11 protein-coding genes are annotated in these 12,307 nt (G+C 67.6%); 5 read left to right on the plus strand and 6 right to left on the minus strand.

Annotated elements, in window-relative coordinates; translation table 11 throughout:
• Positions 1 to 4: 4 nt before the first annotated feature.
• The 4 genes from ACNUDN_RS02455 to ACNUDN_RS02470 all read right to left on the minus strand — a co-directional run bounded on the left by ACNUDN_RS02455 (position 5) and on the right by ACNUDN_RS02470 (position 4,066).
• Entirely contained in the window at positions 5 to 1,324 is a 1,320-nt protein-coding gene (locus ACNUDN_RS02455; protein WP_419120468.1) for an LLM class flavin-dependent oxidoreductase, read from the minus strand.
• Positions 1,321 to 1,710, minus strand: coding sequence for a hypothetical protein (locus ACNUDN_RS02460; protein WP_419120469.1), 390 nt, complete (start codon positions 1,708 to 1,710; stop codon positions 1,321 to 1,323). The genes ACNUDN_RS02455 and ACNUDN_RS02460 overlap by 4 nt, the downstream gene beginning before the upstream one ends.
• Positions 1,707 to 3,236, minus strand: a complete 1,530-nt coding sequence (locus tag ACNUDN_RS02465) for a sodium:solute symporter family transporter (protein ID WP_419120470.1) — start codon at positions 3,234 to 3,236, stop codon at positions 1,707 to 1,709. The genes ACNUDN_RS02460 and ACNUDN_RS02465 overlap by 4 nt, the downstream gene beginning before the upstream one ends.
• A 206-nt stretch (positions 3,237 to 3,442) precedes the next feature.
• Entirely contained in the window at positions 3,443 to 4,066 is a 624-nt protein-coding gene (locus ACNUDN_RS02470; RefSeq protein ID WP_419120471.1) for a CYTH domain-containing protein, read from the minus strand.
• A gap of 201 nt (positions 4,067 to 4,267) precedes the next feature.
• Here ACNUDN_RS02470 and clpB point away from each other — a divergent pair, with 201 nt between their 5' ends.
• From clpB to ACNUDN_RS02495, 5 genes are all read left to right on the plus strand, one after another.
• On the plus strand, positions 4,268 to 6,847 hold the full coding sequence (gene clpB, locus ACNUDN_RS02475) for an ATP-dependent chaperone ClpB (RefSeq protein WP_419120472.1): 2,580 nt from the start codon (positions 4,268 to 4,270) through the stop codon (positions 6,845 to 6,847).
• A 256-nt stretch (positions 6,848 to 7,103) separates the two neighbouring features.
• A complete protein-coding gene (gene ttfA / locus ACNUDN_RS02480; protein ID WP_419120473.1) occupies positions 7,104 to 7,913 on the plus strand; it encodes a trehalose monomycolate transport factor TtfA in 810 nt (269 codons plus the stop codon).
• Positions 7,914 to 7,926: 13 nt separating this feature from the next.
• A complete protein-coding gene (locus ACNUDN_RS02485) occupies positions 7,927 to 8,703 on the plus strand; it encodes an SDR family NAD(P)-dependent oxidoreductase (protein WP_419120474.1) in 777 nt (258 codons plus the stop codon).
• A gap of 6 nt (positions 8,704 to 8,709) precedes the next feature.
• A complete protein-coding gene (locus ACNUDN_RS02490; protein WP_419120475.1) occupies positions 8,710 to 9,603 on the plus strand; it encodes a hypothetical protein in 894 nt (297 codons plus the stop codon).
• Positions 9,596 to 10,240 carry a TrmH family RNA methyltransferase gene (locus tag ACNUDN_RS02495; protein WP_419120476.1) on the plus strand — a complete coding sequence of 215 codons (645 nt, stop codon included), beginning with the start codon at positions 9,596 to 9,598 and terminating at the stop codon, positions 10,238 to 10,240. The genes ACNUDN_RS02490 and ACNUDN_RS02495 overlap by 8 nt, the downstream gene beginning before the upstream one ends.
• Here the strand turns inward: ACNUDN_RS02495 and ACNUDN_RS02500 are convergent.
• Together ACNUDN_RS02500 and ACNUDN_RS02505 are read right to left on the minus strand one after the other, a co-directional pair.
• On the minus strand, positions 10,124 to 11,731 hold the full coding sequence (locus ACNUDN_RS02500; RefSeq protein WP_419120477.1) for an MFS transporter: 1,608 nt from the start codon (positions 11,729 to 11,731) through the stop codon (positions 10,124 to 10,126). The two genes, ACNUDN_RS02495 and ACNUDN_RS02500, sit on opposite strands and share 117 nt — an antisense overlap.
• Positions 11,728 to 12,267, minus strand: coding sequence for a TetR/AcrR family transcriptional regulator (locus ACNUDN_RS02505; protein WP_419120478.1), 540 nt, complete (start codon positions 12,265 to 12,267; stop codon positions 11,728 to 11,730). The genes ACNUDN_RS02500 and ACNUDN_RS02505 overlap by 4 nt, the downstream gene beginning before the upstream one ends.
• Positions 12,268 to 12,307 lie beyond the last annotated feature (40 nt).

Raw genomic sequence — 12,307 nt, forward strand, 5'->3', positions numbered from 1 at the left:
GGGCTCAGTACTCCTGCAAGCTCTCCCGAAGTGTGGTGCCGGGGTAACGGGTACGGAACCTGCCGCGGCGCTGCAACTCCGGCACGAGCAGCTCGGTCATGTCGTTGAAGCAGCCGGGGGTGTCGGTGGCCAGCATCATGAACCCGTTGCAGCCGCCGTCGTCGAGGTACTGCTCCATCTGATCGGCGACGTCTGCGGGAGTTCCCACGGCCACCGGCGCGCCCATCGACACACCGTAGATCTGGGCGGCCTCGCGCACCGTGACCGGTGCGCCGTCCTTGGCCTCCAGGATCGCATCGAACAGACCGCGGATGCCCTGGACGTCAGCGTCTACGACGTTGTCGTCGAGACCCAACGTCGAGAAGTCGAATCCAGTGTGGCCAGAAAGGATTCCGAGTGCACTCTCGATCTGGACCTTCTCGACGAATTCTGCATAGCGGTCATTGGCGCGGGATTTGTCGCGGTCGATGACGGTCTGCAAGCCGTAGATCAGCTTCACCGATTCCGGATCGCGGCCGTGATTGTCGGCGCGGGTGCGGATGTCGTCGGCGTAGGCCCGCATACTCTTGGGGGTCGGGAAGATGCCGAACACCGATTCGGCGTGCTTGGAGGCGAATTCGCGTCCCTGCTCCGATGATCCGGCCTGCCAGAGCACTGGCCGTTGTTGCGGGGACGGCGCCACGAAGTGGCGTCCCTTCGATCGGAAGAACTCGCCCTGAAAGTCGACTTCACGCACCTTGGAGGGGTCGGCGAAAACGCCGTTCTCACGGTCGTAGACGATCGCGTCGTCGTCCCAGGAGTCCCACAGCTGGTAGAGCAGCTGCATGTACTCCTCGACCACCTCGTAGCGCTTGTCGCGTGGCGTGAGGTTCTCCTTGCCCATCGCCTGGAACTCGCTCTTGGAGTACGAGGTCACGATGTTCCAGCCGACCCGGCCGTTGGTGAGATGGTCCAGTGTGGACAGGTGGCGGGCCATCATGTATGGCGGCACAAAGGATGTCGACAAGGTGATGCCGATCCCCAGATGCTTGGTGAAAGCTCCGATGATCGGCACGAGGGTGGCAGGTTCGTGCACCGGACACTGGCCGGCGTATTTCACCACCGGGTCGGAGTTGCCCTTGTAGGTGGTATAGGGGGCCAGTTCGTCGGCGATGAACATCGCATCGAACAGTCCACGCTCCATGGTGCGCCCCAGATCGCGCCAGTACTCCGGCCGCGACCAGTGATAGCCGACCTTGTCGCGCGGGTGCGCCCACATCGTCGACGCGTGGTTCATCACCCCGTGCTGGACGAATCCCAGCAGGTGCGCCTTCCTCTTGCTCATGCGGAGACCTTCCCGTCGCTTGATTCGTCCCCGGCGCGTGATGCGCCCCGGGGGGCTCCGCGGTCGATGAGGAAGGCGGCGGCCACGGCGACCGCCGTCCCGATCGCGAGAACCGGTGGCAGATACCAGAATGCGGCGTTGACCCCGAGCAGCGCGATCACCGTCGTCGAGGTGACGACCGCGATCCCGGCCTTCCAGGTGAAGACCCCGTGCACTTCGGTGTCGGGCGCATCCACCGCGAGCTCGGCCGGTTCCCCGGTCGCGCCCAGACCGTCCTGGGCGGTGAGGATGTCCCGCCGGACCCGGGTGAACGCCTGAACTGCAAGCGCCACATAGACGATTGCCACCGCTCCGCCGACGATGACGGCGATCCAGAAGGCGATCATCGGACCGGGTCCGGGTCGACGGTGTCGGCCGGCACTACCGCACCGCCGAAGTCGACCGCATGTCTGCGATCACGCAGCGCGGGCGCCCGGTCACGTAGTGACGCGAAGTCGAAGGTCTGTCTGGACAGCAAACTGATACCGACTGCGGTCACCAATGAAATCGCCTCCAGCGTGATGATTCCCGGGAGTTCTCCGACGTACTGCCGTACCGGATACCCGACGGCGATGGCCAGTACCAGGCTGGCGACGAATGCGGTCGAGGTCATGCGTTTCCAGAAGATGGCCAGCCCCAGCGGGATGATCAGTGCGGCCTTGAGGAAGAAGACCGTCGTGACGAGCTCGACGTAGTCGATGCCGGAGCTCACCACGATTCCGCCGATGATGCCGGCGATGATGATCGAGCTCTTCGTCCAGCGGAACAACGACGTGGGTGCGATATCGGGCTTGGCACGTTTGAGGACGTCGACGGCGACGATCGAGGACAGCGCGGCGAACGCGCCGTCGATCGAGGAGTAGCACGCGTTCAGAATGATCAGCACATAGAGCGCGATGAGAATGACCGGTAGACCGAGGTGGCTGACCACGTACGGTCCGATACCGCCCGCTCCGGCGGCGCCGAGCTCATCGGCGCTGACACCGAAGGCCAGTCCGACCAGGCCGAGCAGCCCCAGCACGAGCGGGATCGGGTAGAACCAGATCCCGGCCCAGACGAAAGTGCGTCCCATCGTCGCCGGCTTGAGCGCCCAGGCCTTCTGCCAGAACGTCTGGTCGGCCATCGTCGATGCCAGCAGCCCGAGCGCCAGCGAGATGCCGAACCCGGCGGCCGCGGCGGTGTCGAAGGCGTTGAGTGCGTCGGGTCCCGACTCCTGAACCTGCCGGAAGACCAGACCGGGGCCACCCACCTGGTTCAGTACGTAGAGCACCACGATCGCGGCGGGAACGGTGATCAGCAGGGTGTTGAAGGTGGCGGTGATCGCCGAAGTCCACAGACCACCGAAGTACGAGTAGACCGTGACGGTGGCGAGCGTGATGATCAGGACCGTCGTGCTGTTGAGTCCGAAGACCACGCCCATGACGAGCACGACACCGAAGAGATTGATGAAGATCTCGGCGAGCAGGCCGAGCAGCATCACCGCCAGCATCACCGTGGTGGCGGGCTTGTTCTGGAAACGCTCCCGGATGAACTCGACGATCGTGTATCCGGCCGGCATCTGGCGCCGCAGCCGGATCGCGAACGGCACCATCAGCATGACGGCCAGACCATTCGGGACGACGAACCAGATCAATCCCGATGTGCCCCAAGTGAATGCCTGCGCCGACGACATCATCACCGCCATCGACCAGGTCCACACCGCGATGACCGAACCGACGCCGAACCCGAATCCGATGCGTCGGTCGGCGATGACGAAGTCGTGGGTGTTCTTGACCATCGAGCGCACCGTGAACGCCACGACCAACATGAAGGCGCCCAGGCCCAACATCAGCGCGAAGCCGACGCCGGGCGAAAGGTCGGACGGCTGAAACACGGTGAGCTCCTCGGCGAGGTGAGGTCACCAACAAGGCCGGGCGCGGCGCACACGGCTGCCTGCCCGGACCGGGTTGGGGCGGGGGAGGAACGCGCGACCGGCGCGCTCCTGCCACATCGGAGTGGCTGCGCCAGTTTCACGCTTTTAGTTGATTACGGAAAGAGTTCGGCTCACCCTGACCGAAAGTGCTCCGGCTGGGTGGTGCCTCAGGTGCCCTCGAACTGATTGCGGCCCAGGCTGTCCACGAAATTCGGTCCTTGGCTGTCGAGTTCGCGACGGTAGTCCTCGGCCCACCCGCCGTACGGATGATGCGCCAGGTACTCGTTGCGGAACCGGTCGTCCTCGGACACCTCGGTGGTGCAGAAGGACGGGATCGCCAGATCGACCACCGGGCTGTTGCGTTCCACCTCGGCGAGCACCAGCGGGGCGTTGCCGCCCAGGAAGTTGTCGAGGACCCAGCCGTCTTCACCCAGCCAGACCGACGAGCGGACCTTGAGGACGACGTGGGCTGCCCGCGCGACGATCTGGCCGGCCACCAGTGGGTCGAGTTCACGTTCGGCCTCGTAGCGGGTGCCACCGGCGGCCGGACCCTTCGCGGTCATGGTGCCGATGGTCTCGTCGCCCAATGCGTTCACGAGTTCGCGCGGCGTGGCGTCCAGCTCGGCCGGGGCCGGCCCCTGCAGCCGGACCCGCACCGCGTAGCCGTCCGCGGCGAACAGGTAGGCCTGCGCGATCAGCACCGGTCGCGGATCGGAGGCCGCGACCGCGGGCATGTTGGCGACGAAGAACTTCCGTTCGAATTCGAAGTCGCCGGCGCCGGAATCGGACATGCCTGAATCGGACATAACCGAAGCTAACCCGGTGAACCCCGCGAAAAGGGGCATGAAGCCCGTGTCCGTGGCGCGAAAAATCTGGTAAAACTAATCAGACTTGAGTGGAACAGACTCAACCTTGACGACGTTGGAGTAGGCGACAAGCAATTTTCTCAGGGGCCTGCTGTGCAGCCCTGACGTACATGAAAGGGAGGTGTCGTGGACTCGTTCAACCCGACGACCAAGACCCAGGCGGCCCTGACTTCGGCGTTGCAGGCGGCCACCGCCGCGGGCAATCCGCAGATCACGCCCGCCCATCTGTTGATGGCACTGCTGACCCAGAACGACGGCATTGCCGCACCGCTCCTCGAGGCCGTCGGCGTCGATCCCGCCACCGTCCGCACCGAGGCCCAGCGCCTGCTCGACCGGCTGCCCAGTGCCACCGGTTCGGCGTCGCAACCGCAGCTCGCGCCGCAGGCGATCGCCGCGATCACCGCGGCCACTCAGCTGGCGACCGAGATGGACGACGAGTACGTCTCCACCGAACACCTGCTGGTCGGCCTCGCTGGGGGGATGGGTGGTTCCGCGAGCTCCGCTCCCGCCGGCGACACCGACGTCGCCAAGCTGCTGACCGGCCACGGCGCATCTCCGCAGGCCCTGCGGGATGCGTTCACCAAGGTGCGCGGCAGCGCCCGGGTCACCAGCCCGGACCCCGAAGGCACCTATCAGGCGTTGGAGAAGTACTCCACCGATCTGACCGCGCGTGCCCGCGAGGGCAAGCTCGACCCGGTCATCGGGCGTGACAACGAGATCCGTCGAGTGGTGCAGGTACTGAGCCGGCGCACCAAGAACAACCCGGTGCTCATCGGTGAACCCGGCGTCGGCAAGACCGCCATCGTGGAGGGTCTGGCCCAGCGGATCATCGCCGGCGACGTGCCGGAGAGCCTGCGCGACAAGACCGTCGTCTCCCTGGACCTCGGTTCGATGGTGGCCGGCGCGAAGTACCGCGGCGAGTTCGAGGAACGTCTCAAGGCCGTCCTCGACGACATCAAGAACTCGGCCGGGCAGATCATCACGTTCATCGACGAGCTGCACACCATCGTCGGCGCCGGCGCGACCGGGGAATCGGCGATGGACGCCGGCAACATGATCAAGCCGATGCTGGCCCGCGGCGAGCTGCGGCTGGTCGGTGCGACCACGCTCGACGAGTACCGCAAGTACATCGAGAAGGACGCCGCACTGGAACGTCGCTTCCAGCAGGTTCTGGTCGGCGAACCGTCGGTCGAGGACACCGTCGGCATCCTGCGCGGGCTCAAGGAGCGCTACGAGGTGCATCACGGTGTGCGGATCACCGACTCCGCGCTGGTCTCCGCGGCCACGCTGAGCGACCGCTACATCACCGCCCGGTTCCTGCCGGACAAGGCCATCGACCTGGTCGACGAGGCCGCGTCCCGGCTGCGGATGGAGATCGACTCCAGGCCCGTCGAGATCGACGAGGTCGAACGGTTGGTCCGGCGCCTGGAGATCGAGGAGATGGCGCTGGCCAAGGAGGAGGACGCGGCATCGAAGGACCGCCTGGAGAAGCTGCGCTCCGAGCTGGCCGACCAGAAGGAGAAGCTCGCCGAGCTCACCACCCGCTGGCAGAACGAGAAGGGCGCGATCGACATCGTGCGCGAGCTCAAGGAACAGCTGGAGGACCTGCGCGGTGCGGCCGAGCGCGCCGAACGCGACGGTGACCTGGCCAAGGCCGCCGAGCTGCGCTACGGCCGGATCCCCGAGGTCGAGAAGAAGCTCGACGCCGCGGTTCCGCAGGCCGAAGCCCGCGAGAACGTGATGCTCAAGGAGGAAGTCGGCCCGGATGACATCGCCGATGTGGTGTCGGCGTGGACCGGCATCCCGGCCGGGCGCATGCTCGAGGGCGAGACCGCCAAGCTGCTGCGCATGGAGGACGAGCTCGGCAAGCGTGTCGTCGGCCAGAAGCAGGCCGTGCAGGCGGTGTCGGATGCGGTGCGGCGCAGCCGTGCCGGGGTTGCCGACCCCAACCGGCCGACCGGATCGTTCATGTTCCTCGGCCCGACCGGCGTCGGTAAGACCGAGCTGGCCAAGGCGCTGGCGGAGTTCCTGTTCGATGACGAACGCGCGATGGTGCGCATCGACATGAGCGAGTACGGGGAGAAGCACTCGGTGGCCCGCCTGGTCGGCGCGCCTCCCGGCTACGTCGGATACGACCAGGGTGGCCAGCTGACCGAGGCCGTGCGGCGGCGTCCGTACACGGTGATCCTGTTCGACGAGATCGAGAAGGCGCACCCGGATGTCTTCGACGTGCTGCTGCAGGTCCTCGATGAGGGCAGGCTGACCGACGGTCAGGGCCGTACGGTCGATTTCCGCAACACGATCCTGATCCTGACGTCGAACCTCGGCGCGGGCGGCTCGGAGGAGCAGGTGATGGCTGCGGTGCGCTCGGCGTTCAAGCCCGAGTTCATCAACCGGCTCGACGATGTGATCATCTTCCACGGATTGGAGCCCGGGGAGCTGGTGTCGATCGTCGACATCCAGCTGCAGCAGTTGGCCAAGCGGTTGGCGCAGCGCCGGCTCACCCTGGAGGTGTCGCTGCCGGCCAAGCAGTGGCTGGCACAGCGCGGGTTCGACCCGCTCTACGGCGCGCGTCCGTTGCGCCGGCTGATCCAGCAGGCCATCGGTGACCAGCTCGCCAGGCTGCTGCTGGCCGGTGAGGTGCACGACGGCGACGTGGTGCCGGTCAACGTCAGCGCGGACGGGGACGCCCTGGTGCTGGGATGAGCGCTTGCGCGAAGACCCGATGGTGAAGATGAGCGCTTGCGCGAAGACCCGATGGTGAAGATGAGCGCTTGCCCCCGCCACACCCGGTGTGGCGGGGGCATTCGTCGGCGTGGGGGCGTTCAGCGCCTCATCGGGGCCGAATCGGGGCCGGAAACTCGCGCTGAGCGCACTGTGGATGCCGGGATCGCCCCTCGTGACCCGGTTGTGATCTGTTCGAGTTCGGAGCGCACGGCATCAAGCGGATACTCTTGACCCAATGGTTCCGCTTTGGTTCACGCTGTCCGCACTCTGTTTCGTGGGTGCGGCGGTTCTGCTGTGGGTCGACCTCGATCGACGCCGTGGGCTCGGCCGTCGCCGGAAGTCGTGGGCGAAGTCCCACGGCTTCGACTACGAGCACGAGTCCACCGACATTCTCCAGCGCTGGAAGCGCGGTGTGATGTCCACTGTCGGCGATGTCACCGCCCGCAATGTGGTGCTCGGCCAGATCCGCGGCGAGGCGGTCTTCATCTTCGACCTCGACGACGTCGCGACCGTCATCGCGTTGCACCGCAAGGTCGGCACCAACGTCGTCGTCGACATGCGGCTCAAGGGCATCAAGGAGCCCCGCGAAAGCGACATCTGGCTGCTCGGCGCGATCGGACCGCGGATGGTGTACTCCACCAATCTCGACGCCGCGCGGCGTGCCTGCGACCGCCGGATGGTGACGTTCGCCCACACCGCGCCCGACTGCGCCGAGATCATGTGGAACGAACAGAACTGGACCCTGATCAGCATGCCGGTCACCAGCACCCGCGCCCAGTGGGACGAGGGGCTGCGCACCGTACGCCAGTTCAACGACCTGTTGCGGGTGTTGCCGCCGCTGCCGTCCGCGGCCACCGGGCAACCGGTCGCGCGGCGGGTCGGCTCGCCGAGTCGTCCGCTGACCCCCGCCCCGGCCGGGCGCACCGAATCGCCGTCCGGGGACACCGGCCCGTTGCGGCCGGACGCGGCCCGACCCGATTCCGCGCGGCGTACGCCGCCGCCCCCGCCCCGCAACGGGCGGCAGTCGCCGAACTATCAGCGATAAGTATCCTCTGGGCATGTCTCGCCCCGTCGCTCTGATCACCGGACCGACGTCCGGCCTCGGCGAGGGTTTCGCCCGGCGCTACGCGGTGGACGGCTACGACCTGGTTCTGGTCGCCCGGGACGCGGCAAAACTGGACACGCTGGCCGCCGAACTGCGGGACGAGGCGGGCACACAGGTCGAGGTCATCCGCGCCGACCTCGCCGCTGCCGCCGACCGGGCAGCTGTGGCCGAACGCCTGCGCGAAGGCGTGCAGGTGCTGGTCAACAACGCGGGCTTCGGTACGTCCGGGGAATTCTGGACGGCCGACTACGCCACGCTGCAGTCGCAGCTCGACGTCAACGTCACCGCCGTCATGCAGCTCACCCATGCCGCGCTGCCGTCGATGGTCGCCGCCGGCGCGGGCACGGTGCTCAACGTCGCCAGCGTGGCCGGCCTGCTGCCGGGCCGCGGGTCGACGTACTCGGCATCCAAGGCCTGGGTGGTGTCGTTCTCCGAGGGGCTGGCCAACGGCCTCGGCGGCACCGGCGTCGGTGTGCACGCGCTGTGCCCGGGCTTCGTGCGCACCGAGTTCCACGAGCGCGCCGGTATCGACATGGCGGGCACGCCGTCGTTGCTGTGGCTGGAAGTCGACGACGTGGTACGCGAGACCATGGCCGACATCGCCAAGGGCAAGGTGGTCATCATCCCGGGTCTGCAATACAAGGCGCTGACCACCGGCGGCCGCATGGTGCCCCGAAATGTCGTGCGCGCGTTGACCAGAGTGGTGGGCAAGGGCCGTGGCCGGACCTGAGAACCGGTGCGGATAATCGCGACCCTGACGGCGATCCTGCTCGCCGTCACGTCATGTGCGCAGTCGGACGGCCGTGACGACGTCTTCTCCGCCGCCACCGCGACCATCGGTGAGTCGCTGGCCATCCTGGGCTGGAACATGTCGGTGGCCAATCTGCGTTTCGATGCCGAGAACGTCCTGGTCGACGTGGAGGCGGCGCCGGCGCGAGAAGGTGAACCCCATGCCGCGCCCGAGGACATCCGGTTCGGCCTGTACGGCGCGCTGGTGCATCCGATCGAAGCCAACGCCATCGGTGGTTGCGACGGGGTGACGAGCCTGGACATCCGGCCGCTGGCGGCGCCGACGCCCGACCGGCTGACCGGGACGGTGTGCCTTGGCCCCCAGCGTGACCGGTCTCAGGTGCGCGGCGTCTACGTCTACTCGCCCCGCGACCGGATGCCGGGCACCACCGTGGCCTACCCGGCGGCGTTCCCGGTCGGTGTACCGCCCACGACGGGCACCGACACCGGGTTGGCCCTGACGACGACCAGCGTCGACGCCTTCCGCGCCGACGGGGCCAAGCTGAACCCGGCCGCCCTCGGAGATCCGGCGGCGTTCCAGGGCGACGGCTACATGTTGATCGGACTCGGTATCAGCGGACTGGCCGCCCGGTACCGTGACGACTCCGCTCAGCGGGGCGGGCCGATGATGGTGCTGACCGCGCCCACCCGGCCCGGCCGCGGTCTGAGCCGCGCCTGCGACGTGTACGGGTCTTCGGTGCTGGTGCTGCCCGACGCCTCCCGGGAGAACGTGCAGGTGGATGTGTCGCTGTGCACCCAGGGAGAGATCAACGCGGCGTTGCTCTATGCCACGGTCTCGCTGACCGGTACGCATGCGGCGCTGTGGACCACCGATGACTGAGCCGCCCGGCCCGACCGAGTGGGGCGCAGGCCCCGGGGTCGGCCCTTGGGTGGGTACGCCGCCGGCCGACGACCGCTACGATCCGGTGTTGGTGCGCGAGGGGGATTCCCGCAACGTCGTCGACGCCTACCGGTACTGGACCCGCGAGGCGATCATCGCCGACATCGACCGCCGTCGGCATCCGCTGCACATCGCGATCGAGAACTTCGGCAACGACGCCAACATCGGGTCGGTGGTGCGCACCGCGAACGCGTTCGCGGTGGACACCGTGCACATCGTGGGTCGTCGCCGCTGGAACCGGCGCGGCGCCATGGTGACCGACCGCTACCAGCGGCTGTGCCATCACGACAGCACCGCGGCGTTGCTCGACTTCGCCGACCGGGCCGGTCTTGCGGTCGTCGCCGTCGACAACGTCCCCGGTGCCGCCCGCATCGAGGAGGTCACCTTGCCGCGGGACTGTCTGCTGATCTTCGGCCAGGAGGGGCCGGGGATCACCGACGATGCGAAAACCGGTGCTCCGCTAGTGGTTTCGATCGCCCAGTTCGGCTCCACACGCAGTATCAACGCCGGCGTCGCCGCCGGGATCGCGATGCACACCTGGGTCCGGCAGCACGCCGACCTCGGCCGCGCCTGGTGAACTCGGCCGCAGCAGCCACCACACCGCCACCGCCGCGCTCAGCAGCAGCGCCGCCCCGACTCCGGAAGCCACCGAAAGTCCGTGTGTGAAAGAAGATTTCGCGGCATCGAGCAAGACGACCTGCTGATCCGCCGGCAGCGTCTGGGCGGCGTGGATCGCGTTGGGCAGCGAGTCACGGGCCTGGTCGGCAACGGCGGGCGGGATGCCCGGGGCGACCACGACCGTGCGGTACACCGCGGTGACGATCGAGCCGAGCGTCGCGATGCCCAGCGCCATGCCGAGTTCGTAGGCGGTCTCCGAGACCGCCGCTGCCGCGCCGGCCCGTTCCTTGGGCACGCTGGCCAGGATCACATCGCTGGCGACGGTGAATGCCAGGCCCAGCCCGACGCCCACGACGAACAGTGAGATCCCCAGCGGCAGATAGGGAGTGACCGGAGTGAAGACGATCAGCGAGGCCATCAGCGCAGCCATCGCGAACCCGACCAGCGCGAGGCCGGTGGTCAGCACCGCGCGGTGCGAGACGTAGCGCACCGCGACACCGGCGAGCACACCGAACACCATGGCGGTGACCGCGGCCGGCAGCTCGGCGAGTCCGGCCTTCAGCGGTCCGTAACCGTGTACCAGCTGGAAGTACTGGGACAGGAAGAAGACCAGCCCGGAAAGACCCAGCACCGAGAGCAGGTTGGCCGACACCACGCCGGAGAACTTCGGGTTGCCGAACAGTCGCACATCGATCAGCGGTGCGGGCAGGCGCAGCTGCCGGCGCACGAACAGGTACAGCGCGACGACGCCCACGGCCCCGGCGACCGCGATGTCGCCGCTGAATCCGTGCACCAGCGCGGTGAAGCCTTCCTTGATCGCGTAGACGACGCCGAGCATCCCGATCATCGACAGGCCCACGCTGGGCAGGTCCCACGGTCCGGGTGCGGGATCGCGGTGCTCGGGCAGCAGGATCAGCCCGCCCACGAGCAGGACGGCCATCACCGGGATGTTGATCAGGAACACCGAGCCCCACCAGAAGTGTTCCAGCAGAACGCCGCCCACCACCGGGCCGAGTGCGGCGCCGGCCGAGAACGCCGAGGCCCAGATCCCGACGGCGATGCTGCGTTCGCGCTGGTCGGGGAACAGGCCGCGGATCAGTGCCAGTGTCGCGGGTGCCAGGGTCGCCCCGGCCAGCCCGAGCAGGGCGCGGGTCCCGATGAGCATCTCCGGGCTGGTCGAGTATGCGTTGGCGGCCGAGAAGACCGCGAATGCCACGGCGCCGCAGAGCAACAACTTGCGGTGGCCGATCCGGTCGCCGAGGCTGCCCATGCTGATCAACAGGGCGGCGAGCACGAACGAATAGATGTCGCCGATCCAGAGCAGCTGCGTTCCGGTGGCGCCGAGGTCGGCGCTGATGAACGGTGTCGCCAGCGCCAGGACGGTGCCGTCGATGCCGATCAGCAGCACGGCCAGGGTCAGCACGCCGAGCGCGAGCCAGCGTCGGGTCATGTGGTCACCCCGTTGAGCAGCAGCCCGATGATGAGTCGGTCGAAGTCCTGCGCGGCGGCCCGGCCGACGCGGATCGACCACGCGGTCCCGCCGATCAGGCTGTAGAACGTCTCGGTCAGCCACGCCGCGGTGAGCTCGGGCCGGAACTCGCCGGTGCGCTGTCCGCGCAGGAACAGTTCGGTGATTTCGCCGTCGATCTCTTTCCACACCTCCAACGTGGTGTCGAGATCGAGTTCTTGGCTCTGGCTGTAGAGCAGGGCCAGGTAGGGCGACACCGGTTCGCAGGCCCGGACCAGGCGCCGCAGCGCCTCGGTGGCAGAGCCCTCGGTCAGGCGCACCGCGTCGAGCACCTCGCGCATCTCGGCGATCGCGAGTTCCTCCAGCGCGGTCATCAGCGCGAGCCGGCCGGAGAAGTGCCGGTGCAGCGTGGCGCGGCTGACCCCGACCGCGGTGGCGATCTCGTCCTGGGTCGCATTGGGGCGCCGGCCCAGGTGATCCGCAGCCGCGCGCAACAACTCGTCGCGTGACAAAGACATGAGACGACAATAGCTCATATGAGACAGAAATGTCTCATGG

It is taken from the genome of Mycobacterium sp. smrl_JER01 (assembly GCF_048513595.2).
In the GTDB taxonomy this organism is placed as follows: Bacteria; Actinomycetota; Actinomycetes; order Mycobacteriales; family Mycobacteriaceae; genus Mycobacterium.